We start from the raw sequence: 22,122 nt of genomic DNA, 5'->3' as shown, positions 1-22,122 counted from the left end.
ATACGGCCCGACTACGCGCGCGCGTGAGACGGCGCCCTTGTCAGATCGGATTTACGAAGCGGCCCGCGTTGCAAATCGGTCGGCGGAACCGGCCTCTTATGGCTTTGACAGATCCGTTTCTCTGGCAGGAGACCCGCCCAAATGGCCAAGTCCAAGTTCATCCGCGTCGCCGTGTCCGGCCCGACGATCGATGGCCGCACTATCGACCCCGCGCAGCTGCAACAGGCCGCGAAGAACTACAATCCGGACACCTATGCCGCCCGCGCCAATATCGAGCACATCCGCGGCGCCACCGGCCAAGCGCCGTTCAAGGCGGTCGGCGACGTCCTGGCACTCAAGGCCGAACCGGTGACCATCGATGTCGCCGGCAAGCCCGAACAACGTGTCGGCCTGTTTGCCCAGATCGACGCCCACGACGATCTGGTCGCGCTGAACAAGGACGGCCAGAAGCTCTACAGCTCGGTCGAGTTGCTCCCCAACTTCTCCGGCACGAATGAGGCCTATCTCGTCGGCCTGGCCGTGACGGATTCGCCCGCCTCGCTCGGTACCGAGCGCCTGCAGTTCACGGCGCATGCCAAGGCCTATGGCAACCTCGTCTCCACGCCGGACGAATTGAAGCTCGAGCTCGAGGCTGCGCCGGTGTCTCAGACCGCATCTGATGGTGCGTTCAAGGCGATGGGCGATTTCTTCAGCGGATTGCTCAAGGCCGCGAACACGCCGCCCGCCACGCCGGCACCCGCCGTCACGCCTCCGGCCCCCACGGGCGCCGTGCCGGCCGAATTCTCGGCCTTCGCCACCCAGATCACGCAGGGCATGCAACTGATGTCCGCGGCGATCGAGGCCGGCAACAAAGCGCACAAGGAAACGATCGGTCAAGTCGCCGCGGATCTCGCGGCTTTCAAGACGAAGGTCGAGTCCACCCCGTCCAATTCGTACACCGCGCGCCCTCCCGCCACCGGCGGAAACGGCCAAATCCGCGCGGAGTGCTAACACCACCCTGAAACGCCGCCCTCACGCCCGGAGCCACCTATGCGCAACGATACCCGTATCCTCTTCAACCAATATGCGGCCCAGATCGCGCTGCTGAACGGTGTTGAGGACGCAACCGAAAAATTCACGGTCGACCCGTCCGTACAGCAAAAGTTGATCAACAAGGTGCAGGAGTCGAGCGACTTCCTGAAGCTGATCAACATCGTGCCGGTCGATGAACTCAAGGGCGCCATCCTTGGCCTGATGGTCACCGGCACGCTCGCCCGCCGCACCGACACCACGAACGCCGACCGTGTCGGCCGCGACCCGTCGAGCCTCGACGAGCGCGACTACGAGTGCAAAAAGACCGATTACGACACCGTTCTGAAATATGCGAAGCTGGACATGTGGGCCAAGTTCCCCGACTTCCAAGTCCGCATTCAGAACATGATCATTCGTGCGATTGCGCTCGATATGATCCGCATCGGCTGGAACGGCACCTCGGCGGCGGCAACGACCAATCCTGGCGTGAACACCAACCTCGAAGACGTCAACGTCGGCTGGCTGCAAAAGCTGCGCACGGAAAAGGCCAGCCAGGTTATGACCGGCGGCGCGGTGGCCAACCACGTCACCTATGGCACCGGCGGCGACTATGCCAATCTCGACGCCTTGGTCTGGGATCTTCGCCAGACGCTGCTGCCGACCTGGGCACGTGAAGACACCGGCCTGGTGGCGGTCGTCGGTCAGGATCTGCTGCACGATAAATATTTCCCGATCGTCAATCAGGATCTGGATCCGACCGAACAGGTCGCGCGCGATGTCATTCTGTCGACCAAGCGCCTCGGCGGTCTTCCGGCGGCCGTGGTGCCGTTCTTCCCGAATGGCAAAGTTCTCATCACCCGCTACGACAACCTGTCGATCTACCGCCAGACGGGCAAGAGCCGTCGAGCGATCATCGACAACCCGAAGCGCGACCAGATCGAAAACTACCAGTCGGACAACGACTCCTACGTCATCGAAGACGTCGATTACGCAGCCATGGCCGAGAACATCGAGCCGGCGGCGTAACGCTTAGAATAACCCCAGCGAGCCGAGGGGCGGGCTTTGTCCCGCCCTTTTTTTTAACGGAGATCTGTATGCTTAGCCCAGCACAACGCCACCTGATGCGAACCGCCGCAGCCGCCGCAATTGTCGCCGCCGGCGCCGCTGCCGGACTGGAAACCATCGCTCCGGCTCGGCCTGAAGAAGGCCCGGAAGCCACCGCCTACAACCTGCTGATGGCCCAGCTCGGCGCCGATCGCCGCCGCCTGTCCGACATCGCGTCGACCGAGCGCAAGGTCGAAGCCAAGCGCGAAATGATCGAGGCCTATCAGCCGCACATTGACGCGGTGCTCGACACGACGGCCGAGACGGGAAAGGCCGTCCAGGACGAAGTTTTCGTCACCCTCATGATTTGGCACATCGATGTGGCCTATTACGACCGCGCGCTGCAGATGGCTGAGCACGTCCTGACACACGGCCTGGTTCTGCCCGACCGCTTCAACCGCAATGCGCAAACGCTGATCGCCGAAGAAATCGCCGAGGCCGGCCTGAAAGCGACCTCGGTCGATGAAGACTTCGATCTCGACATTCTCGGCCGCGCCCTGACGCTGGTGCAGCCCTACGACGTCAACGACATCGTGCAGTCGAAGCTGCGCAAGGCTATCGGCCTGCAGCTGATCCGCAGGGCCGAGGCAACCGAAGCCGATGCGGACGGTCCCGCCGGCGGCGCCCAACACGCGCGCTCCGCTGCACTGGAAATGCTGACCACGGCGCTGCGGCTTAACCCGCAAGCCGGCGTCAAGAAAGAGATCGAGCGCCTGCGCATGGCGCTCCGCAAGAATCCGCCGGCTGAACAGCTGACGGAATAAGCCGCCCCACGGCGCCAGGGGGGCGGTGATTGGTCAGATGGATTGATCTCCGCCCCTGACCTTGATCCTCACCCCCCTGAACTATCTGACCGAGGTGCATATGACTGGCTTTATCTCCATCCCGCCCGAACCCGCATCGCCAGACGGCACAATGGTCCTCGGCGAGGAATTCTGGCCAGCCGTGGACCTCAACCATTTCCGCGACACGATGCGGATCGGCGCGTCGACCATCCCCGACGCCCGGCTGACGGAAGCCCTGCAGGTCGCCATAGCCGACGTGCAAGAGGATCTGGCCGACTGGCGCGCCACACAGGAGGCCGCAGGCTACGACACACTGGCGACCGTGCCGTCGCCGCCGATCGGCGCCGAGACGCGCCTGACGTTTCGGTGGCGCCGCGCCGTCTATTCCTACGCGACGGCCGACCTTTCCGAGACCCACCAGGACATCACCGCGACGGCCGCGGGCGCCGGCCAGTCCGAAGCCATGGGGCCGTCTGTTGGCGACCACAGGCGCAACGCACTGCATGCCATCCGCGATATCCTCGGCGTCGGCCGATCGACCGTAGAGCTGATCTGATGGCGGCTACCACCTTCACCGCGACCGCTGTGCAGGGTGAAACGCTCGACGCCCTGGTTTGGCGCGTGCTTGAGGCTGGATCAGGCGTTGTCGAGCAGGTGCTTGAGCTCAATCCTGGCATCGCGGATCTCGGCCCGGTTCTTACCGAAGGTCTGGTCATAACGCTGCCGGTCATCACGGCGGCGCCTGTCGCCGTGTCGACCATTGTCAAACTTTGGGAGTGATCCGTGGAAAAACCCGACAGCCTGCGCGCGTTTCTGGTCGCCAGGGCGCCCGAACTGAAACGCAACCCTGAAAAGCTGCAGATGTACGTCAAGGGCGGCAGCACGGCGGCGCGCTGGTCGCCAGACCGCTTCAACTACGAGTACCGCTACACGCTGCATGTCCAGATCCTCGGCTTCACCGGCCATCCAGATCAGATATTCCTGCCGGTCCTGGTATGGCTGACGGACAACGAAAAGGTCGCGCTGCAGAACTTCGACAACGGCGACCAGGCTGTCACCTTCGACGTGGATCTGCTCGATGAAAAGACGGTCGACCTCGAGCTGCAGATCAAGCTGACCGAGGCCGTGGACGTCGCGAAGCAACCGGACGGCTCCTTCCGGCTTACGCATCGCGCGGAGCCGCCGGCGATCGGCTTTGACCTGGTCGAGAACGTGCCCGCCGGCACGAAGATCTCCGCCGTCTATACGCCCGACAACGAGCTGATCTATCAGGCACCGGAGGCCTGACGTGTCCCAGGACTTCAAGGCGCTCGAGCAGCTGGAAACAGAGGCCGGCAGGCTCCTTGCCGCCATCGATGACGCCGGCAGGCGCGACATCCTGCGAAAGATCGCCCGCGAGCTGAAAGCCGGTCAGGCCGCGCGCATCGCCAAACAGCAGAATCCGGACGGCGCCGCCTTCGCCCCGCGGAAAAAGCGCGGCGAGCCCCGCGGCGGCAATGGTGCCAGGCGCTTCCTATATCCGTCCGGCGGCAATGGTCCCCCGCGCATCGTCTTCATGAAGTCTTGGTCCTATGACGGCCCGCTGATGACCGGCTTCGACGTCGAGGCTGGCGGCATCCGTTCGTTTGAGACCAAAAAAATCATCAAGTTTCTCGGCGTGTCGCCGGCGGAAGATAACAAGGCCAGCGGCGGCAATATTCGCAACCGGCTGACCATCAAGCAAAAGGCCATGTTCCGGAAGCTGCGCACCGGCCGCTACCTGAAATCAGGCGTTGACGACTATGGCCTGTGGGTGGGCTTCCTCGGCAAGGTTGCCGGCATCGCGCGAATCCACCAGGAAGGCGGCAAGGACCGCACGTCGAGGCGTGGCCCGACCGTTCAGTATGCGCAGCGCGAGCTGCTCGGCGTCACCAACCAGGACCGCGAAGATATCCTCGACCTGGTGCTGCGGCATATGCAGGTGTAATACCGCTACTGAACGTCCACTGTGTCGGCCGCCGTTCCAGGGGCTTGTGCCAGGACTAGCTTCCTGATGACGCCATCCAGAGCCATCAGCTCCGTTGCTCGAATGGCGAAGCCGAGGTGCAAAGGAGATTTTGAGTAAATTTCCGATTGCGCGCCCGTAATTTCGATGGCCTTCTCCCAGGTTGGGGGGCCTCCCCACAACACCCCGACCAGTTTCACCCTAGGGGTGCCGACGAACTTTGCCTGTTGGTAGTCGTAGTACCCGTTGGCGTTATAAAGGAAGATGGGCGAACCGGATGAACCGGGGAAACACGCCATATCAACAACGAATTCAGGCTTGCCGTCGAAATTAATAGCGAGCGCAGTCGACGTTATGCCACGTCGGACCAATGGTAACCTATTCACCTGGTCCCCATGGCCCTTGGGGTAACCGACCATCACGATATCTTCGATCGCGTCGTAATGGATCCATTGTTCCCTGGACGGCAAATCCGCCATCGTACACGTCGTAATGAAGGGCGAGCGCCCGAGTTTATGGATTTCCTCAATCAACGGCATCGCGCTCACAGCGCACAAGTCCACCTTATCATCTGGGTGCTCGGCAACGCTGTCGATATCGAATTCAATTTCCACTACCTCTTTCGATGGGCTTCCATCTGAATTTTTAAGATGAAGTGCCACCACCATCGTTTCAGCGTTGGCGACGACATGTTTGTTAGTTACCAGGCAATGAGTCCCGCCGAGATCGTCAACGAAACGAAACCAAAAGCCCGTGGCTGTGGAAAGCGGCTTCCCGCCGGCAAAGGTTTCAATCTTTGTGGTGCAATGAGTGACCTGAAGACCAGGCGTCAAAACAACGTCTTTTCCGCCGAGACGGTCTGCTTTGAACGCTATGTTTTCCATCTTGGCTATCCCTGCCCGACATCTTTGAACGCCCTATGTTGGGTAATGTGCCGGTCATTTCAAGATCGTATCGACGTCGAGACGCCTACACGGCTTCCCTGTGGTGCGCCTTGCTCCATGCTGCCATTAGCGCGTCGCGCTCTGCTGTCAACTTGGCCAGGCCGTCAGCTCTTTCGTTGTCGGCCCACTTGGTGATCATCTCCTCTTTCCAAATCAAGAACACCTCGTAGCTGGGTTCGTAAGGGGCGTTCCTAACGCCCCCATGCCGCTCTGTTCAGGCCGTTGCCCGCAGGAACGCTAGCACACCAGTTGGTACGTCCCGAAAAAGGCTAACTGTCACCACTTTCCGGTCATTAGGTTCTGCAGCTGCACAAGAGATTTGCCATCCCAGTACGTATCGGGCGGGGCATCGGATGTCGTATTCCTGCGCCACAACTGTCGGAATCCCGGAACTCCATCGCTCATTCCAGACGTGAACATTATTCCCATTTCCAACAAGGGCGCGGCAATTGTTGACAACACATGGAAGCAAATTTTCTCCACGACGAACAAACAACTAACCATTGGGATCGCAACATCTTCCTCCAATTGAATTGGAAGCGCCACGCCTCTTGTGAAAGAGTCTCCGCCCAACTTGTTGTCATACATGGCCCCCACCGAAATTTGCCACCCGTCCGGCAGTTTCCCGTCCATGATAGTCAGGCGCTCAATAGGAAATGCCATTAGCAGTTTAGCCCGGCATTGAAGGTTGATAGCAACCATGGCCGCCCAGCGCGCGAGCACCTGGCAATCCGTATCTGTCAGCGCTCTCCATTGGCCCTCAGCTAACTCAGACACAATAGGGGCCGCTTTGACGTGTAGTTGAGACATCCAGTTATTATTGCATGTTCTGCACACATTATAGACAACCTCGCCGTACGTCTCCCTAGTGCGTTGCTCCACCTGTTCAAATTTTTGCGGTGTCTCATACTGGACTATGTTCGGACGCAAAAGAAGGTGGCCGCTGGTTATCCCAGGCCTTCTATATTTTCGAAATATCCAGTCGCCGAATATATGCTCTTCAGTGAGCCTTGCGACGGTATCGCAATATATGCAACTGGACCGTCGTTGTTTTTCCCAACTTTCGCCTTCGAGAACGGCTTTACAGCGGTGGCAAAACGCGCTCGACCCGTCATTGTGAACTTCGCACCGCCAGCAATTCTGGGCCCGGCGCGGCCCAAGTTTTATTCCGACCATCAAAATTAGTTAACATGAGTCGGGAATTACGCGTTAGCGGGCGCCTATGATTAAATTGACGAGCGCTTGGCGCTTCGCCTCACATTCCTTAATGACGCGCTGCTGCTCGATCGAGAAGTTCGCCAGATCCTGCACCGTTTTCACGCCGGCAGGATCGTCAGTTTTGCACGCCTGCAGGGCGATCGGCGGTATGAACAGCGGGGCCGTCGGCGTCGGCCGGCTCGCGCAGGCTGTCAACACCATCGCGCCAAGCGCCAATGACAGAGCTGTAGTCGCAATTCGCGCCTGCCGGCGTCGGTGCGGTATCGATCGCATGATGTGCCTCGTTTGCGGCCCTGCGGCCGGCGTCCTGGTTGTGCTGAAGGCCGGCCTCGGCGCTCGATGCGCTCGATGCCGACGCGGTGACCTGTGCGGTTTGGGCGTGCGCTTCCTTGACCTCGGCCTTGAGCGGTTTGATCTGGCCCCAAAGGGCCATGATGGTGCACCCGACCATGATGCCGGCCATGAGCGCCGCCAGATGACTTAGAATTTCGTCGCCGAACTTCATTCGTCGTGCCCCGTACGCATGATCCGCGACAACGTAACGGCGCGGGCGCCGACCTGGTTGGCCCACGCCGAGCGCAGCATCTCGCCAGCGGCGTCCGTGTAACGGCCGGCCTCGACAAGGCGGAGGGTCTCCTTGAAACCCAACAGCTTACCGATGCCCATGTTGAAGGCCATATCGACCAGCACGTCGCGGCGCACGCCGTCGAGCTGGCGCGTCCAGGGCAATTGCTTGCCGAGATCCGCGCGGGCGTCGGCGATATCCTTGTCAAGGGCAGCGTCGGATAGTGACTGCGTCCAGGTCAGACCTTCATGCACGTCGGCGCCGGTATGCCCGCGACCGATAGTCCACGGTGCGCCGTCGTAATTTCGCCAGTTAGCGAGCTGGCGATAGTTGAGAACGGGATTGATGCCGGCGGCTCGGCAGGCCTTCGCCAGCGCAGATAGCGGATCTGGATATGCGGTGAGGACGTTGCCCTCTTCGCGGTCGAGTCTGTCACGCAGTGCCATGGAACCTCCTGATCCTATTCCTGGTCTTGATCGATGGTTGGGTTCAGCTCGACGGCCTCTTCGCCTTCGGCTTGCTCCTCGGAAGGCTCGGGCTCGACCGGGCCTTCAAAGACGACGATCCGGTCGTTCATCTTCTGCAGCTGGTCCTGGTCGACCGAAGGCAGCGGGAGATAGCCGACGACATCGAAGCCCCATAAAGTGCCGCGGGCATTGTCGGTCCAGCCGAGCATTTTGTCGTAGAAGGCCGTCATGACGTGGCCGTCCGCAGTCACGACCAGGAAGTCACCGCCGGTGTGCGCGGCATCATCGACGGGCTGGAACTCGGGATATTGAAAGTCAGTCATGTGTCATTTCCCGGAGTTAGAACCGGTGGCCGATTTTGGGATCGGGGCGGTTGTTGGCGACGATCGCGTAGAGCTTGCCGGTGCCGTGCGTTCCATCGAGCGTAAAGTCGTTAGGCGTGCCGTCCGTCAGGAACAGATCGACGTCGGTCGGGTCGCACATGTCCGACGCCACATCGATGACGAAGCTGACAGAGGACGGCAGCGCGCCGCGCAGGGTCGTGTTGTATGAAAGCTTTTCCGCGCGGGCCGACGCGTTTTGCTTTGTCTGGCCAGAACCATCGATCCAGTTGTTCGAAGAGTTTGTCGGCGATGCCGGCACTGTCGCCACGCCGCCATAGGCAAAGCCGGCCGTGTTCATGAAAGTGCAGAAGGTGTTAAGCTGGCTCAACATCGTCGCGGCTGTATGACCGGCACCGAAGTCGTTGACGCCGAGCTCGACCACGTAGGACTCGCCCATCAGGTTCAGCAGCTCAGTCACGCCTGGCAGGGCGCCAGTTGTGATGTTGACGAATTCGGACAGCATGCGGCTCGGCTGCGCGATACGCAGCAGGTCGATATGGTTTTTGCCGTACAGACGGCCGACCCAGCCGACATGGCCGTCATTGTCGGAGGATCCGGTCAGGTTTTCGGCAAAGGCGTGGATCGAGTCCTCGAAAGAAATAACGCTCTTGGTAGCCTTACGGCGGCCGATGACGATCACGTCGAAAAGGTTAGCTGGACTCTGGTTGTAGGTCGTTTCACCGCCCAGCACGCCGGTCTTATCCGATGTGATCGGCGTGGCGCCGACAACATAGTGGTCGCCATTTGCGGCCCCGTTGGCGTTTGCCGATTGCTGTCCGAACGGCAAGTAGCCGTTCGGCAGATAGTTACCGCTGGCATCGACGGGGTAAAAGTTCAGGTGAACCTTGAAAGCGCCTAGCGATGCTATCTGAAGCCCGCCGAGCTCAAACGCGAGAGCGTTGCGGCCATCGGCGTATTCGGCCATCTTGATCCAGATGTCGGTTGAACCGCGATAGTAGATCGGTGATGGCGCCGCGGCGCCGACGCCAAGCGGTTCAAATGTCGCCTTCCCGCGGATATCGTTCGGCAGCGGGATCTGCACCAGGTTGCCGCCCGAGTTCCCCAGGTACCAGGTAGGAATGATGATGCCGAGTTGCTCGGCGATTCCGTAGCCGTTGACTAGCCGGCGCGACACAGAGTCAGCGCCCGTTCGGATCTGCACACCCCAATAGACCTGATTACGAGCCGAGATCGGCGAGTACTTTTTGACCCGGCCAGTCGTGATCGCAGCGATGTTCGTGGTGTTGGCGGCGATGGCCAAGGAGTTCGCGGCCACGCTGGAAAGTAGGGAATTGAGCGTCGTCTTCACGCCGTGCATGAAAGAGACGATCATGTTGTAAAGGCCGTTGACGCCGGCCGTAGCAGCTGTCGCATCGCTGACGATTGCGAAGACATCCCCTGACAGCGTACCGGTCTGTCCGGCGCCGGCATTTAGCTGGATGAAAAGCCGTGTCGCGGCTCCGGTCGAGGTCAGGGTCTGCGTGCGCCAGGTACCGTCGCACGTCAGATTTTTTGCGCCGCCGCTCGTCAGATTGGTGGATGCGCCATCGGCAAGCCAAATCGTCGGTGTCGCCGATGACGTTTTCGACAGGCGGTAAAAGACCGTAATGGTAACGGCATTCGCGGCGTTGACCGGCCAATAGAAAAAGCAGTTGGTGCTGTTCGGTGCCGTGACGCTGAACTCGCCGACGCCGGGACCGAAGGTCGTGGCGCTCCATCCGGACGGCGCCGTGGTCGCACCAAGGATCGCGCCGAGGCCTTCCGTGTTGGTCGAGATAGCCTGACGGAGCGTAGCGCTGTTCGACGCCGACAACGTCAGCAGGTTAAGGACGGCCAGCAGCGACGTGGTCAGCTTGTCGCTTTGTAGGGATGCCGCCGTATAGTCGCCGGTGAGCCCGGCAACCATGCCGGTAAGCGTATTGCCTACCGCTCCGGTGTTCAGCGAAACCAGCCGCGCGACACCCGAAGCCGTGGCGGTGAGAACCGCCATGCGAGGCGTGCCGTCACAGGTCAACGTTACCTGGTTCGAAATGCGCGTCGACGTGCCGTCGCCAAGGTAAATCGTCGGGGCGCCGGCCGACTTCGACAGGCAGTAGAACACCGTGATCGACTTGCCGTTCGCTACCGTATCGATCGGCCAATAGAATTGCGCGTTCGACGCCGTGGTCGTGGTCAGGTTGAGCGCGCCGATGCCGCTCGATCCGCCATCGGTATAACCGGACAGGACAACAGCCGACTTTAGGACACCTATAGCCGAATAGCTGGCGACGGCCGCGGCGAGCGCTTGGGATGACGCATTGGAAAATGCCAGTCCAAGCATGTTCACCATGGCCAGCATGGCCGTCGTCATCTTGTCGTTTTGCAGCCCGCCGGCCGTGTAGTCGCCGTTGAGCGCTATGATGCCGCCGGTCAGGGTGTTGCCGATGGCGCCGGTGTTCAGCGTGACCAGGCGAACCACGCCGGCGGCGTTGGCGGTCAGGAGCGCCAGGCGGGGCGTGCCATCACAAGTCAGCGTCACGGTGTTCGATTTCGACGCCGAAGTACCGTCGCCGAGATACATGGTCACCGTTCCCGATGACTTGGTCAGGCAGTAGAAGATAGTCACGGAACTGCCGTTGGCGACCGCGTCGATTGGCCAATACGCCTGCGAGTTCGACACCTGTGTCGTCGTCAGGTTCAGCCCGCCGATGCCCATGGAGCCACCATCCGTGTATCCGGCCAAAACCTTGGCAGCCTTCAGGACGCCGGCGGAAACGTCGGCCGGAGTGAACCCGAGTGCCGTGTTGATGTCACTTGCGGCTAGGACGCGCGGAGCCATCAACGCACCTCGCGATCTTTATGCAGGGCCTCGCGCCAGGCATGTACGCCTGCGACGGCCAGCCCGAACACCGTGGCTGCGGCACTGGCAGCGGCGATCAGTTCGAGGACATTCACTGGCTGTCCTCCATGTTCAACTTGCGTTTGGCGAAATAGGCCACGCCGTTGAGTAGGAAGCCGAAGCCCATGGCGCCGAGCACCATGGAGATGCCGACCGACGCAATGGCCGGCAGGTTCCAGTAGATCGTGGCGGTGACGCCGACCGTCGCGAAGGCCGGCAACGCAGAAAGCTCGCTGATCGCCAGCCACAGGCGTTTGCGGCGCCAGTGCGCGGCGAGCACCGGATCGTCCGGCTGGGCCTCGCCCAGGCCGAACAGCGAATAGCCCAGCTTGCCCGCGACGATGGTCAACGAGCTGAAGAAGCTGAGTGTCCAGTAGATGGCGATTTCGGGCTTGGTCATGCTGTCAGATCAGCATGGCGCTCGGGCAAGGCCAGCGGTCCCCGTTGTCAAACCCGATTTGCGAAGTGCGACCGCGTGCGCGCGCGGGATTGCCTCGGCCAAATGCCGACATGGCCGGCACAACCAACAACGCAATCGACCTGTCGCAGATCCCGTTGCCTGACGTGATCGAGCAACTGAGCTTCGAGCAGATCTTTGCCCAGATGGCGGCGCTCGTGAAAACCGGCGTGGCCGGCGTCTTCGCCGGCATTCCGACTTTTGACGAAACGATCGAAAGCGATCCGGCCGTCAAAATCCTTCAGGTCGCTGCCTATAGCCGGCTGCTCGATCGCCAGCGCGTCAACGACGCTGCGAAGTCGGTCATGGTGGCCTACGCGCTCGGTAACGACCTGGTCAATCTCGGCGCCTTGTTCGGCGTGGCGCAATTGCCAGGTGAGGATATCGAGGCCTTTCGAGAGCGAATCTTGCTGGCGCCGGACGCCTATTCGACCGCCGGTGCATCTGGCGCATACGAGTACATTGCCCGGTCGGCTGACGCCGGGGTCAAGGACGTGAAGGCGATCTCGCCGACGCCCGGCGCCGTGCTCGTTTCCGTTTTGGCCGCTGCCGGCGATGGGACGGCGGACGCCGGTATGCTGGCCAATGTTCAGGCTGCACTATCGCCAGCCGACAAGCGCCCCCTCTGCGACCAGGTGACCGTGGCCTCGGCCGAGATCGTCACCTATTCGATCCAGGCTGACATCTACACGTACGCCGGCCCCGATCGGTCGGTCGTGCTCGCCGCCGCGCAAACGAACGTCGCCGCCTTCGCCACCAATATCCGCCGCATCGGCTTTGACGTGGTCCGAAGCGCCATTACCGCGCAACTGCACGCCGCCGGCGTCCAGAAGGTCGTGTTGAACCTGCCCGCGGCTGACGTCCCGATCGATGACACGCAGGCGTCCTACTGCACCGGAATCGTGCTGAATTTCATTGGCGAGGCGCAATGAGCCTCCTGCCGCCCAACGCCACGGCCCTCGAGCGCGCCTTTGAGGGGGCCATCCAGGCTCCCGCGCTCGATGTGCCGCTGCGCCAACTGTGGGATCCGGACACGTGCCCGGTCGAACTCCTACCGTGGCTGGTCTGGGGCTTGTCGATCGACAATTGGGACACGACCTGGTCGGAGGCCGAAAAGCGCCAGCGGGCGCGCACGGCCATCCTTGATCAAATGCGCAAGGGCTCGCGCGGAGCCGTCGACACTGAAATCGCCGCGCTTGGCGGGCACGTAACGGTGACGGAATGGTGGGAGCAGACGCCGGCCGGCGATCCGTTCACCTTCGAGCTTGCGCTCGACATCGATAATCCGGCGGTCCCCAACACGGCCGCTTACATCGACCAGGTGCTTGATCGCCTGGCGAGAATTCGGCGCCTGGCCGCACATGCGGTTGTCAAACAGAAGGTGAGCGCCGCCGGCCAGGTGGGTGAGATCGGTGCCGCGCGCGCCGCTACGTATGCCCGCCTCGACACGGTCTCACCGGCAAAAGACCTCGTTTACCTCACCGGCGCGGACGGCGCGCAGCTCGTCAATGCCTATGGCAATGAATTCGTAGGAGCCTGACCGTGACACTCAACCTGATCGTCACCAATGCCGGCCGTAATGCCCTGGTCGATGCCGCCAATACCGGCACCAACCAAGTGGACATCACGCAAATCGGCGTCTCGGCGACCAACTTCGCCTTTGACTTCACGACGGTAGCCGTGACCGGCGAACTGAAACGGATGGGGACTATTGCCGGAGTCACCGTCGCCGCGAATGTCATCCACGTTACCATGCAGGACACCAGCACGGACGTTTATTCTCTTCGATCGTTCGGCTTGTATCTCAATGATGGGACGCTGTTCGCGGTGTACAGCCAGGCCGGTGTAATCGTAGAAAAGTCGGCCGCGGCTTCCATGATGCTGTCCGTGGACGTGGCCTTCGCCGACGTGAACGCCGCCAATATTATCTTCGGCGCTACGGACTTCGTGTTGCCGCCGGCGACCACGGACAACAAGGGCGAGGTCGAACTCGCGACCGACACAGAGACCACGACCGGGACGGACACCACGCGTGCGGTCACGCCCCATGGTGTGCTCGCAGCCTTTACCGCTTGGCTTTCATCCTTCGCCGTCTGGCGGGCATCGAACGACGGTTCCGGATCTGGGCTCGATGCGGATCTTCTCGATGGCCAAGAGGGAAGCTGGTATTCCAACATCATCGCGCGACTGGGCTTCACCCCGGCGAACAAGGCCGGAGACACGTTTACTGGCGGCATCACCGCGCCGACCGTCGCGGCTTCGACGTCGATGTCGATCGCGAGCAATACCGTGTGGCACGCCGGCAATGACGGTTCCGGATCGGGCGCAGACGCGGATCTGTTCGACGGGCTCGACTCGACGGCCTACGTCAAGAAATCCGAGGTGACGCATTCCTTCGCCAATCCCGGCTGGCGAAAGGACCATGACGGCTTTATGTGGCAATGGGCGTCCGGGTCGACCGATGCAACCGGCAGCGAGACGACGCAGACCGTCAATTTCCCCGTCGCCTTCCCGACCGCCTGCCTCGGCGTCAGCATCACCACGGACATCGGCTCCGGATCTTCGGCCTCGGACATCGTCTACCAGCAGGTCGGCGCCCCGACCGTCAATGGCGTCACCGTACAGCGCCAGGTCGAAGGCGGCTCCGACAACCGCTCAACCACGCCCCGCGTTCTCGCCTGGGGTTACTGAGGACATCCAATGAGACACGAAATCGGAAAACTCGACAAGGCGCGCCGTACGGTGCCGGTCTTCTTCGAGCATAACGGCGTGACACACACCCGCGACGTGAATGCCTGTTACGACGCCAAGGGCAAATACGACGACGACGCGACAGTTGCGCGCGTCCAGGAGGTCGCCGCCGGCGTCGAGAGGAAGATCGAGCTCGGCGTCATCGTCGCCGATCCAACCCCGTCGGCTTCGTAAATCCGATCTGACAAGGGCGCGCGCTGGCGTCCGTGGCCATCGCTCACATCATGGCCCCATGTCCGCGCGCGAACCCCATCCTAACGAGACCATTGGCGATCTGATGCGCTTCGGCACGGTCGATTCCGTCGACCTCGAGGCAGGATTTGCTGTGGTCAAGGCCGGCGACGTCACCACGCCGCCCCTGCGCTGGTTCACGCCTGCAGGCGGCTTTTCCATCTGGTGTCCACCCTCGGTCGGCGAACAGGTGCTCTTGGTCTGCCCGGAAGGCGATATCGAAGCCGCGGTTATCATGCACGGCATCTTCTCGGACACCAATCCGCCGCCGGCGTCCGGCCTGCGCCTGGTCCTCAAGACTCCGGACGGCACCACGATCGACTATGATCCGGAAGCCCACAAACTGACCATGACCCTCTCCGGCGGATCGGTCGAGATCGTCGCGCCGGCCGGCGTCAGCCTGATTGCCGACATGGACGTTCAGGGCAACGTAACGATTACCGGCGACCTGACCGTTAGTGGCGGTGGCGACATCGCTGGCGATCTGTCGGTTGATGGATCGGCAGCCGTCTCCGGTAACCTGGCCGTCGATGGCACCTCCACGCTCGGCCAGGGCGCGATCAAGCCCGCCATGCTCTCGGACGGAACCCCAGCCACAAAGGTCATCGCGAAATGACCGGCATGGACCGCAACACCGGCAAGCCCTTGGACGGTACAGCACACATCGCGCAATCGATCGGCGATATTCTGTCAACGCCGAAGGGCAGCCGCGTCATGCGTCGTGAATACGGCTCCCAGCTGCACGAACTCACCGATCTGCCGATCAACGGCATGACGCGGTTGCTTTACGCCGCCGCCACGGCCGGCGCCATCGATCGTTGGGAGAACCGTATCCAGCTCGACCGCGTCGTCGTCGCTGGCGACGCTACCGGCCAGCTCGCCGCCACCATCATTGGCCGGCGTACTGACCTCCCGAACGCGCCCGCTTTCAACCAGCAAGTTTCTCTCTGACAGAGGTTTCCATGACCAGCATCAATCACGGCATCCGCATCAACGAGGCAGCGACCGGCACCCGCGCCTTGGCTACGATCGCCACGGCGGTCATCGGCCTGGTCGCCATCTCGACCGACGCCGACGCGACTGTTTTCCCGCTCGACAAGCCCGTCCTGGTGTCGGATGTACGCGCCGCCATCGGCAAGGCCGGTGTCAATGGGACGCTGGCCAAAGCCCTGTCGGCCATCGCAGACCAGTGCAGCCCCGTCGTCATCGTCGTGCGTGTAGCGCCAGGCGTGGATGATGCTGCCACCGAAACCAACATCATCGGCACCACGACCGAAGACGGCCAGATGACCGGATTGAAAGCCCTGCTGACGGCCGAGACGCAGACCGGCGTCCGCCCGCGTATTATCGGCATCCCCGGTCACGACACCAACGCCGTGGTTACCGCTCTGATGCCCGTGGCCAAGAGCCTGCGCGCCTTTGTATACGCGAAGGCGGTCGGCGACATTGCGGAGAATGTGGTCACCTATCGCGACGGCTTCAGCGACCGCGAGCTGATGCTGATCTGGCCGGACTTCACCGACTGGGACGGTTCGAGCGTGGCGCGCGCTCTCGGCCTGCGCGCCCTGATCGATCAGACGACCGGCTGGCACAAGACGCTGTCCAATGTCGCCGTGGAAGGTGTCACCGGCATTTCAAAGGCCGTGGACTTCGATATCCTGTCCTCGAGCAACACGGCCGGTGTGCTCAACGACGCCGACATCACGACCATCATCCGCAGCCAGGGCTTCCGCTATTGGGGCAACCGTACCTGCTCGGACGATCCACTGTACGCCTTCGAGTCGACCGTCCGCACCGGCCAAGTGCTCAAGGATACGATCGCGGAGGGCCTGGTCTGGGCCGCGGACAAGCCGATCACCGCGCAGTTGGTGAAGGACATCATTGAGACGATCAACGCCAAGTTCCGCGGCCTGAAAACGCAGGGCCGCATCCAGGGCGCCCGCGCCTGGTACGTTGCCGCGCACAATAGTCCCACGGATCTCGCCGCCGGCAAGATCGTGATCGACTTCGACTACACGCCCTGCGCGCCGGCCGAAAGCATCGACCTCAACATGGTCATCACCGACCAATACTACAGCTCGCTGGCCGACGAGCTGGCGAAGCTGGTCGGCTAAACCGGCGCATTTCCCGCTCACTTTTTTAGGATTCCGCGATGCTGCCCTCAACCCTCAAGAATATGAACCTCTTCCACGACGGCGGCTCGTTTGCCGGCCTGGTGCCCGAAGTCACGATCCCGAAGCTCTCCCGCAAGATGGACGGCTATCGCGGCGGCGGAATGGACGGCGAAGTTCAGATCGACATGGGCCAGGAGCCCATTGAGTTCGAATGGAAGCCCGGCGGCCACATTACGTCCGTATTCACCCGCTTCGGCGAGCCGACCGTCGACGGCATCCTGCTTCGCTGGATGGGAGCCTATCAGTCGGACGACACTGGCGAAGTCAAAGCGGTCGAAGTCGTCGTTCGCGGCCGTCACCAGGAGATCGATCCCGGCTCCGGCAAGCCCGGCGACAAGACGGAAATGACCGTCAAGACCGTCTGCAGCTACTACAAGCTGGTCGAGAACGGCGCCACGCTGATCGAGATCGACATCGCTAACATGGTCTTCATCGTCAACGGCGTCGATCGCATGCAGCAGATGCGCGCCGCCATCGGCCTTTAACCTTCCTCCCAACTAGGACCATTCCCGAGTCCCTTGGGAATGGTCCGTTTCTTTTTCGGAGATCACCTTGGAAACTCAGAACACCACCAACTCACCGGCCATGACCGACGACATCCCCCTGGTCGAGCCGATCAAGCGCGGCGAAACGACCATCAGCTCGATCCGCCTTCGCAAGCCCGGCGCCGGCGAGCTGCGCGGCTGCTCGACCGCAAATTTGCTCAACGGCCAGGTCGACGACGTACTGAAGGTATTGCCGCGCATAACGGTGCCCAGCCTGACACAGCCCGAGGTCGAGGCCTTGGACCCGGCCGACCTGGCCGAGTTGTCGGGGCACGTGATGAGTTTTTTGCTCACGCCTGCGCAGCGGGCTTTAGCGGAGCAGATGTTGAAGACCTGATGAGCGATATCGCCGTCATCTTTCACTGGGATCCGGAAAAGATGGAGGCGATGTCGCTCGAAGACCTTAGCCGCTGGCGCGAAAAGGCTGTCTCGCGCTGGAACCAGATGAACAGGACCGAAAAATGAGCGACTCGCGCCGCCTTGCCCTGACCCTGGTCATGAAGGGCGTCGATGGCGTTACCGGCATGCTCAAGTCCGTGATGGGTGCCAGCGACGGCGCCAAGGGCAAGCTCAAGGCGCTGAAGGCGGAATACTCTGCACAGCGCAAGGAGCTTTCGCAGCTCAAGGCGAAGATCGCCGAGACGGGTGATGCCGACGGCGCTCTAACGGCGCAACAGGCTCGCCTTGAGCGCCAGATCGCCGCGACAACGGCCAAGCTCAACGTCCAGAAACAGGCGGTCGAACGCCTGGCCAAATGGAAAGCTCGCGGCGATGCGGCCACCGAGGCTGGGCAAAAGAACATCGCGGCCGGCACCGCGATGGGCCTGCCGCTCGCACTCGCTGTAAAGCAGGCTGCCGACTTCCAGGACGGCATGACGGATATTCAGCAGAAGGCTGACCTGTCGGCGAGGGACACTGCGCGCCTGAAGACGAACATCATCGCTGCAGCTGCCGCGGCGAAACAGCTTCCGGAATCTATGCGCGCCGGCGAAGACTTCCTCGCCGGCGCAGGCATGGATCCACGGACAGCAATTCTGATGTTGCGCCCGATCGGCCGCGCCGCCACGGCCTACCGTGCCCAGATTGAGGATTTGTCTCGCGCAAGCTTCGCTGCTGTCTCAAACCTCAAAGTCCCTGTTAATCAGGTCGGTCTAGCCCTGGATGCCATGTCGAAGGCCGGCAAGGACGGCAACTTCGAAATTGCCGACATGGCACAATACTTCCCAGCCCTAACAGCCCAAGCGCAGGCGCTCGGACAAAAAGGCGTGCCGGTCGTCGCGGATCTTGCCGCCGCCTTGCAGATCGCGCGTACAGGCGCAGGCGATTCCGCATCCGCAGCAACGAACGTCCAGGATCTTCTGACGAAGATCAATGCTTCCGTGACAATCAAGAAGTTCAAGGAATTCGGCATCGACCTGCCGAAGGCCATGAAGAAAGCCTATGCGGAAGGCAAAACGCCGCTGGAAGCCATCGCGGAGCTGACGAACAAGGCGACGAAAGGTGACCTGTCTAAAGTCGGCCAGATCTTCACCAATCAGGAAGCCGCCTCCGCGCTTCGCCCTCTAATCCAGAACCTTGACGAATACCGGAAAATCCGCGCGGAAGCCTTAAATGCCAAGGGCACAATCGACGCCGACTTCGCGCTACGCAGTCAAAATGCGAGTGTTCAAGCGCGCGCCTTAATAGGCAACCTGCAGAACTTAGCCATCGTCGCCGGCGATAAGCTGCTTCCGACTGCTGTGGCCCTCAGCGACCGGGTACTTCGGGTGACAGACAGCCTGTTCAAGTGGACTTCGGCACACCCCATGCTGACCGGTGTTATCGTCAACGGTGTTGCAGCAATCGCAGGTCTGAACCTTGTGCTCGGCGGTGCCCGGCTGGCCTTCGGCGCCACGATCGGCCCGGCCATCAAGCTCTATAACGCCATGCTGTGGATGCAGAAGGTCGGCGTGTTCGCCCGGATATGGGCGGCAGGATCCGCTCTGATGACGGCGGCAAACGGTCCTTTCATGGCGTCGATGTGGGCCACGGCCGTCAGCGTCTGGGCAGTGGCCTGGCCGATCCTCGCGGTGATTGCCGCCTGTGTCGCCGTCGCGGCCGTCATCGCCGGCGTCGTCTACGCTTTCACCCACTGGAAGCAAATCCAGACGATCGTGGGAGGCGTCTGGAAAAAGCTGGAAAACTTTTTCGGGTCGATCAACTGGCTCGACGTCGGTAAAAATGTCCTGTTAGGCCTCGCGTCCGGCCTTATTGGTGGCATACCCCTATTGATCATGGCCATGGGCAAGGTCGCCATGGCCGGCGTCAACTACTTCAAAAAAGTCCTGGGCATCAAATCGCCGTCCCGCGTCTTCATGGCCATGGGCGGGCACATCACGGCCGGCCTTAGCCGCGGCATCGACAACGGCGCCGGAGATCCAATCGCCAGCGCCAGGGACATGGCGGCTCGCGTTGCAGGCGCTGGCGGATTTAAGCCGCGTGGTGGTGGCGCGGGCGCGTCCGCCTACGGCGGTACTGGCGGCGGCGGCGTCATCATCCAGATCGGCGCCGGCGCGATCGTTGTGCATGCCGCAGCAGGACAATCGGCCAGCGATATCGGCGAAGCCATCAAAGACGCCTTGCTCGGCCATGCCCGCGAGAAAGCCGCCCGCACCCGCTCCGCATATGAGGATGACGACGCATGATGATGACCCTCGGCCTTTTCGGCTTTGAAATCGGCACGCTGCCCTACCAGGAGCTGGCCCGACAAACCGAGTGGCGCTACGGCAAGGGCGATCGATTCCGCGCGCGTCCGGCCGTCCAGTACCTCGGACCAGGCACGGACAAGATAACGCTGACTGGCGCCCTGTACCCGTCGCTTGCCGGCAAGTTCAGCTCGCTTGACACCATCCGGTCGATGGCCGACGCCGGCCAGTCCTACCTGATGCTGGACGGCCTGGGTAACGTCATGGGCTCCTGGATCATCAACAGCCTCAGCGACAACAGGTCGATTTTCTTTGTCGACGGCGTAGCCCGGAAAGGCGAGTTCACCATCGAGCTCGAGCGCGTGAGCGATGCCTAAGTTCCAACTGCCGAAGGCGGCATGGAAGGTGACGCTTGACGGCAAGGATCTGACCGACAAGATCAAGCCGCGGCTGATCAGCCTGACCATCCGGGAAAAGCGCGGCGACGAGGCCGACGAGCTCGATCTGACGCTGAACGACTCCGACCAACTGCTCGACATTCCGCCGCGCGGCGCCAAGCTGCGCGTCTTCATCGGCTGGGAGGCCGGCTCCGGCCTGCCGCTCGGCCTGGTCGACAAAGGCACCTTCACCGTGGACGAGGCGGGATGGACCGGCCCTCCCGACATCATCACCGTGCGCGCACGGTCGGCCGACTTTACGGACACCTTTCGCGTTCGCCGCGAGCGCTCCTTCGTCAACGCCACGGTCGGCGCCGTCCTAGCGGCCGTGGCCTCTGACAACGGCCTGCAGCCGCAAGTGGACACGGATCTCGGCGCCAAGGAAATCCCGGCGCTAGGCTATGGCCTGAAATCGGATGCGGCGCTCCTGAAGGCGCTCGGCCGGCGTTTCGATGCCGTCGCTACGGTCAAGGCCGGTTACCTGTTGTTCGCGCCGATCGGCGGCGGCAAGACGGGCAAGGGCAGCGCGCTGCCCCTATTCTCAATCGACCGGTCGGAAGCCGGCAAGGCGCGCTATGAACGTGCCCAGCGCGACCAGTACAACGGCGTCGAGGCGGTCTACCATGACAAGGGCAGCGCAACCCGTAAAACCGTCTCTGCAGGCGGCACAACGTCCGGCCCGGCGAAGAAGCTGCGCCGCGTCTATGCCAGCGAAAAAAGCGCGCAGCATGCCGTCGCGGCCGAGAATACGAAGATGGAACGCGCCGGCGCGAAACTGTCGTTTCCGCTGCCCCTGGGCCGTCCGGATCTATATCCGGAGCGGTCAGGATCGGTCACCGGCTTCAAGGCCGAGATCAACGGGAAAAAATGGCTGATCTCCGAGATCAGTCACACCGTCGACGGTAGCGGCGGGCTGACTTCGGATGTGCAGTTCGAAACCGGCCCTTAGAGGCCTAGAGCATGCTTGATAAGGTCAACTGCCACATCTTTGACGACGTCGAGAGTAACGCCCGCGACCTTACCAATTTTGGATTTAGTGCTTCGCCAAATTTCCGGATCGCGCACACTGTCCAAGAAGTCGTGGCCCGCCGACGTGAGACCTTTATAGATTAGGGAGCCGCTCGACATCCAACCACCTGTTTTGATGTAGCCAGAATCTTCCAATAGCAACAGGTGATAGTGGATCTGATCGAAGCTGTAGCCTTCAATCGCGACCTCGTCGTCGCCAGGCCAAATGTCGTGAGTCGAGCCGGGCTCGAAACTGCCGCCCTCGAGTTTCAGCAGCAACGCGCGGATTAGGTCCATGTCTCTACGCATTGCTATGCCTTTTGCCTGGCTTCTTGCCCGATCCTTGCTCTGTGCTCCGCAAGCCACTGCTCGTGATCACGAAGGGCATGGGCTCTTGCCAGAGCTGTGACAAAACGAACCATAGCAGCCTTCGCCTCTTCCAACTCGATATCCATTTCGTAACTCCAGTTGCCAAGACGTTCAATCGAATCGCCAA

General features: G+C 61.7%; 29 protein-coding genes. 20 read left to right on the top strand and 9 right to left on the bottom strand.

The window, feature by feature from the left end; genetic code table 11:
• The first annotated feature begins 141 nt into the window (after nt 1-141).
• The 7 genes from AB8717_RS07430 to AB8717_RS07400 all read left to right on the top strand — a co-directional run bounded on the left by AB8717_RS07430 (nt 142) and on the right by AB8717_RS07400 (nt 4,866).
• A complete protein-coding gene (locus tag AB8717_RS07430; protein ID WP_443750392.1) occupies nt 142-990 on the top strand; it encodes a GPO family capsid scaffolding protein in 849 nt (282 codons plus the stop codon).
• Nucleotides 991-1,029: 39 nt separating this feature from the next.
• The gene (locus tag AB8717_RS07425; protein ID WP_443750391.1) at nt 1,030-2,037 is read left to right on the top strand and encodes a phage major capsid protein, P2 family; all 1,008 of its coding nucleotides are present in this window, start codon (nt 1,030-1,032) and stop codon (nt 2,035-2,037) included.
• Nucleotides 2,038-2,105: 68 nt separating this feature from the next.
• On the top strand, nt 2,106-2,879 hold the full coding sequence (gpM, locus tag AB8717_RS07420) for a phage terminase small subunit (protein ID WP_443750390.1): 774 nt from the start codon (nt 2,106-2,108) through the stop codon (nt 2,877-2,879).
• 100 nt (nt 2,880-2,979) lie between these two features.
• Nucleotides 2,980-3,456, top strand: coding sequence for a head completion/stabilization protein (locus tag AB8717_RS07415; protein WP_443750389.1), 477 nt, complete (start codon nt 2,980-2,982; stop codon nt 3,454-3,456).
• Complete coding sequence (locus AB8717_RS07410; protein WP_443750388.1) at nt 3,456-3,680, top strand: tail protein X; 225 nt, start codon at nt 3,456-3,458, stop codon at nt 3,678-3,680. The genes AB8717_RS07415 and AB8717_RS07410 overlap by 1 nt, the downstream gene beginning before the upstream one ends.
• Nucleotides 3,681-3,683: 3 nt before the next feature.
• Nucleotides 3,684-4,187 carry a phage tail protein gene (locus AB8717_RS07405; RefSeq protein ID WP_443750387.1) on the top strand — a complete coding sequence of 168 codons (504 nt, stop codon included), beginning with the start codon at nt 3,684-3,686 and terminating at the stop codon, nt 4,185-4,187.
• Between the two features lies 1 nt (nt 4,188).
• The gene (locus tag AB8717_RS07400) at nt 4,189-4,866 is read left to right on the top strand and encodes a phage virion morphogenesis protein (protein WP_443750386.1); all 678 of its coding nucleotides are present in this window, start codon (nt 4,189-4,191) and stop codon (nt 4,864-4,866) included.
• A gap of 5 nt (nt 4,867-4,871) precedes the next feature.
• On the opposite strand, the gene AB8717_RS07395 is transcribed toward AB8717_RS07400, so the two are convergent.
• The 8 genes from AB8717_RS07395 to AB8717_RS07360 all read right to left on the bottom strand — a co-directional run bounded on the left by AB8717_RS07395 (nt 4,872) and on the right by AB8717_RS07360 (nt 11,739).
• Complete coding sequence (locus AB8717_RS07395; protein WP_443750385.1) at nt 4,872-5,768, bottom strand: trypsin-like peptidase domain-containing protein; 897 nt, start codon at nt 5,766-5,768, stop codon at nt 4,872-4,874.
• Between the two features lie 336 nt (nt 5,769-6,104).
• Entirely contained in the window at nt 6,105-6,551 is a 447-nt protein-coding gene (locus AB8717_RS07390; protein WP_443750384.1) for a hypothetical protein, read from the bottom strand.
• Between the two features lie 486 nt (nt 6,552-7,037).
• A complete protein-coding gene (gene lysC / locus AB8717_RS07385) occupies nt 7,038-7,247 on the bottom strand; it encodes an Rz1-like lysis system protein LysC (RefSeq protein ID WP_443750383.1) in 210 nt (69 codons plus the stop codon).
• Nucleotides 7,162-7,551 (bottom strand): hypothetical protein, encoded by a 390-nt coding sequence (locus tag AB8717_RS07380; RefSeq protein WP_443750382.1) that lies wholly within the window; start codon nt 7,549-7,551, stop codon nt 7,162-7,164. The genes lysC and AB8717_RS07380 overlap by 86 nt, the downstream gene beginning before the upstream one ends.
• Nucleotides 7,548-8,057: a glycoside hydrolase family protein gene (locus tag AB8717_RS07375; protein WP_443750381.1), complete on the bottom strand. Its 510-nt coding sequence runs from the start codon at nt 8,055-8,057 to the stop codon at nt 7,548-7,550. The genes AB8717_RS07380 and AB8717_RS07375 overlap by 4 nt, the downstream gene beginning before the upstream one ends.
• Before the next feature lie 14 nt (nt 8,058-8,071).
• On the bottom strand, nt 8,072-8,401 hold the full coding sequence (locus AB8717_RS07370) for a hypothetical protein (protein ID WP_443750380.1): 330 nt from the start codon (nt 8,399-8,401) through the stop codon (nt 8,072-8,074).
• 16 nt (nt 8,402-8,417) lie between these two features.
• Nucleotides 8,418-11,279 (bottom strand): hypothetical protein, encoded by a 2,862-nt coding sequence (locus tag AB8717_RS07365; protein WP_443750379.1) that lies wholly within the window; start codon nt 11,277-11,279, stop codon nt 8,418-8,420.
• 112 nt (nt 11,280-11,391) lie between these two features.
• Nucleotides 11,392-11,739, bottom strand: a complete 348-nt coding sequence (locus AB8717_RS07360; protein ID WP_443749705.1) for a hypothetical protein — start codon at nt 11,737-11,739, stop codon at nt 11,392-11,394.
• Between the two features lie 110 nt (nt 11,740-11,849).
• Between AB8717_RS07360 and AB8717_RS07355 the strand changes: the two genes are divergently transcribed.
• The 13 genes from AB8717_RS07355 (at nt 11,850) to AB8717_RS07295 (ending at nt 21,567) form a co-directional block, all read left to right on the top strand.
• Nucleotides 11,850-12,728 carry a baseplate assembly protein gene (locus AB8717_RS07355; protein WP_443750378.1) on the top strand — a complete coding sequence of 293 codons (879 nt, stop codon included), beginning with the start codon at nt 11,850-11,852 and terminating at the stop codon, nt 12,726-12,728.
• Nucleotides 12,725-13,336: a phage tail protein I gene (locus tag AB8717_RS07350; RefSeq protein WP_443749703.1), complete on the top strand. Its 612-nt coding sequence runs from the start codon at nt 12,725-12,727 to the stop codon at nt 13,334-13,336. Before AB8717_RS07355 ends, AB8717_RS07350 begins: the two co-directional genes overlap by 4 nt.
• Before the next feature lie 2 nt (nt 13,337-13,338).
• Nucleotides 13,339-14,487: a gp53-like domain-containing protein gene (locus tag AB8717_RS07345; protein ID WP_443750377.1), complete on the top strand. Its 1,149-nt coding sequence runs from the start codon at nt 13,339-13,341 to the stop codon at nt 14,485-14,487.
• Between the two features lie 9 nt (nt 14,488-14,496).
• Entirely contained in the window at nt 14,497-14,721 is a 225-nt protein-coding gene (locus AB8717_RS07340) for a hypothetical protein (protein WP_443750376.1), read from the top strand.
• A 58-nt stretch (nt 14,722-14,779) separates the two neighbouring features.
• Nucleotides 14,780-15,394, top strand: coding sequence for a phage baseplate assembly protein V (locus tag AB8717_RS07335; RefSeq protein ID WP_443750375.1), 615 nt, complete (start codon nt 14,780-14,782; stop codon nt 15,392-15,394).
• Nucleotides 15,391-15,729, top strand: a complete 339-nt coding sequence (locus AB8717_RS07330) for a GPW/gp25 family protein (protein ID WP_443750374.1) — start codon at nt 15,391-15,393, stop codon at nt 15,727-15,729. The genes AB8717_RS07335 and AB8717_RS07330 overlap by 4 nt, the downstream gene beginning before the upstream one ends.
• An 11-nt stretch (nt 15,730-15,740) precedes the next feature.
• Nucleotides 15,741-16,892 (top strand): phage tail sheath subtilisin-like domain-containing protein, encoded by a 1,152-nt coding sequence (locus AB8717_RS07325; protein WP_443750373.1) that lies wholly within the window; start codon nt 15,741-15,743, stop codon nt 16,890-16,892.
• A gap of 38 nt (nt 16,893-16,930) precedes the next feature.
• The gene (locus tag AB8717_RS07320; protein WP_443750372.1) at nt 16,931-17,437 is read left to right on the top strand and encodes a phage major tail tube protein; all 507 of its coding nucleotides are present in this window, start codon (nt 16,931-16,933) and stop codon (nt 17,435-17,437) included.
• A 67-nt stretch (nt 17,438-17,504) separates the two neighbouring features.
• A complete protein-coding gene (locus AB8717_RS07315) occupies nt 17,505-17,834 on the top strand; it encodes a phage tail assembly protein (RefSeq protein ID WP_443749696.1) in 330 nt (109 codons plus the stop codon).
• Nucleotides 17,834-17,962, top strand: a complete 129-nt coding sequence (locus AB8717_RS07310) for a GpE family phage tail protein (RefSeq protein ID WP_443749695.1) — start codon at nt 17,834-17,836, stop codon at nt 17,960-17,962. Before AB8717_RS07315 ends, AB8717_RS07310 begins: the two co-directional genes overlap by 1 nt.
• The gene (locus AB8717_RS07305) at nt 17,959-20,181 is read left to right on the top strand and encodes a phage tail tape measure protein (protein WP_443750371.1); all 2,223 of its coding nucleotides are present in this window, start codon (nt 17,959-17,961) and stop codon (nt 20,179-20,181) included. The genes AB8717_RS07310 and AB8717_RS07305 overlap by 4 nt, the downstream gene beginning before the upstream one ends.
• A complete protein-coding gene (locus AB8717_RS07300) occupies nt 20,178-20,558 on the top strand; it encodes a phage tail protein (protein ID WP_443749693.1) in 381 nt (126 codons plus the stop codon). Before AB8717_RS07305 ends, AB8717_RS07300 begins: the two co-directional genes overlap by 4 nt.
• Nucleotides 20,551-21,567 (top strand): phage late control D family protein, encoded by a 1,017-nt coding sequence (locus tag AB8717_RS07295; protein WP_443750370.1) that lies wholly within the window; start codon nt 20,551-20,553, stop codon nt 21,565-21,567. Before AB8717_RS07300 ends, AB8717_RS07295 begins: the two co-directional genes overlap by 8 nt.
• On the opposite strand, the gene AB8717_RS07290 is transcribed toward AB8717_RS07295, so the two are convergent.
• The gene (locus AB8717_RS07290; RefSeq protein WP_443750369.1) at nt 21,564-21,935 is read right to left on the bottom strand and encodes a DUF2513 domain-containing protein; all 372 of its coding nucleotides are present in this window, start codon (nt 21,933-21,935) and stop codon (nt 21,564-21,566) included. The genes AB8717_RS07295 and AB8717_RS07290 overlap by 4 nt on opposite strands.
• Nucleotides 21,936-22,122 lie beyond the last annotated feature (187 nt).

It is taken from the genome of Asticcacaulis solisilvae, assembly GCF_052327315.1.
GTDB classification, from domain to species: domain Bacteria; phylum Pseudomonadota; class Alphaproteobacteria; order Caulobacterales; family Caulobacteraceae; genus Asticcacaulis; species Asticcacaulis solisilvae_B.
This window is presented reverse-complemented; position numbering and strand designations above follow the sequence as displayed.

Excerpts from the sequence above, each read along its gene's own strand:
- AB8717_RS07430 (WP_443750392.1), top strand. The coding sequence starts at position 142 with ATGGCCAAGTCCAAGTTCATCCGCGTCGCCGTGTCCGGCCCGACGATC.
- AB8717_RS07425 (WP_443750391.1), top strand. The coding sequence starts at position 1,030 with ATGCGCAACGATACCCGTATCCTCTTCAACCAATATGCGGCCCAGATC.
- gpM (WP_443750390.1), top strand. The coding sequence starts at position 2,106 with ATGCTTAGCCCAGCACAACGCCACCTGATGCGAACCGCCGCAGCCGCC.
- AB8717_RS07415 (WP_443750389.1), top strand. The coding sequence starts at position 2,980 with ATGACTGGCTTTATCTCCATCCCGCCCGAACCCGCATCGCCAGACGGC.
- AB8717_RS07410 (WP_443750388.1), top strand. The coding sequence starts at position 3,456 with ATGGCGGCTACCACCTTCACCGCGACCGCTGTGCAGGGTGAAACGCTC.
- AB8717_RS07395 (WP_443750385.1), bottom strand. The coding sequence starts at position 5,768 with ATGGAAAACATAGCGTTCAAAGCAGACCGTCTCGGCGGAAAAGACGTT.
- lysC (WP_443750383.1), bottom strand. The coding sequence starts at position 7,247 with ATGGTGTTGACAGCCTGCGCGAGCCGGCCGACGCCGACGGCCCCGCTG.
- AB8717_RS07380 (WP_443750382.1), bottom strand. The coding sequence starts at position 7,551 with ATGAAGTTCGGCGACGAAATTCTAAGTCATCTGGCGGCGCTCATGGCC.
- AB8717_RS07375 (WP_443750381.1), bottom strand. The coding sequence starts at position 8,057 with ATGGCACTGCGTGACAGACTCGACCGCGAAGAGGGCAACGTCCTCACC.
- AB8717_RS07370 (WP_443750380.1), bottom strand. The coding sequence starts at position 8,401 with ATGACTGACTTTCAATATCCCGAGTTCCAGCCCGTCGATGATGCCGCG.
- AB8717_RS07365 (WP_443750379.1), bottom strand. The coding sequence starts at position 11,279 with ATGGCTCCGCGCGTCCTAGCCGCAAGTGACATCAACACGGCACTCGGG.
- AB8717_RS07360 (WP_443749705.1), bottom strand. The coding sequence starts at position 11,739 with ATGACCAAGCCCGAAATCGCCATCTACTGGACACTCAGCTTCTTCAGC.
- AB8717_RS07355 (WP_443750378.1), top strand. The coding sequence starts at position 11,850 with ATGGCCGGCACAACCAACAACGCAATCGACCTGTCGCAGATCCCGTTG.
- AB8717_RS07350 (WP_443749703.1), top strand. The coding sequence starts at position 12,725 with ATGAGCCTCCTGCCGCCCAACGCCACGGCCCTCGAGCGCGCCTTTGAG.
- AB8717_RS07340 (WP_443750376.1), top strand. The coding sequence starts at position 14,497 with ATGAGACACGAAATCGGAAAACTCGACAAGGCGCGCCGTACGGTGCCG.
- AB8717_RS07335 (WP_443750375.1), top strand. The coding sequence starts at position 14,780 with ATGTCCGCGCGCGAACCCCATCCTAACGAGACCATTGGCGATCTGATG.
- AB8717_RS07330 (WP_443750374.1), top strand. The coding sequence starts at position 15,391 with ATGACCGGCATGGACCGCAACACCGGCAAGCCCTTGGACGGTACAGCA.
- AB8717_RS07325 (WP_443750373.1), top strand. The coding sequence starts at position 15,741 with ATGACCAGCATCAATCACGGCATCCGCATCAACGAGGCAGCGACCGGC.
- AB8717_RS07320 (WP_443750372.1), top strand. The coding sequence starts at position 16,931 with ATGCTGCCCTCAACCCTCAAGAATATGAACCTCTTCCACGACGGCGGC.
- AB8717_RS07310 (WP_443749695.1), top strand. The coding sequence starts at position 17,834 with ATGAGCGATATCGCCGTCATCTTTCACTGGGATCCGGAAAAGATGGAG.
- AB8717_RS07305 (WP_443750371.1), top strand. The coding sequence starts at position 17,959 with ATGAGCGACTCGCGCCGCCTTGCCCTGACCCTGGTCATGAAGGGCGTC.
- AB8717_RS07300 (WP_443749693.1), top strand. The coding sequence starts at position 20,178 with ATGATGATGACCCTCGGCCTTTTCGGCTTTGAAATCGGCACGCTGCCC.
- AB8717_RS07295 (WP_443750370.1), top strand. The coding sequence starts at position 20,551 with ATGCCTAAGTTCCAACTGCCGAAGGCGGCATGGAAGGTGACGCTTGAC.
- AB8717_RS07290 (WP_443750369.1), bottom strand. The coding sequence starts at position 21,935 with ATGCGTAGAGACATGGACCTAATCCGCGCGTTGCTGCTGAAACTCGAG.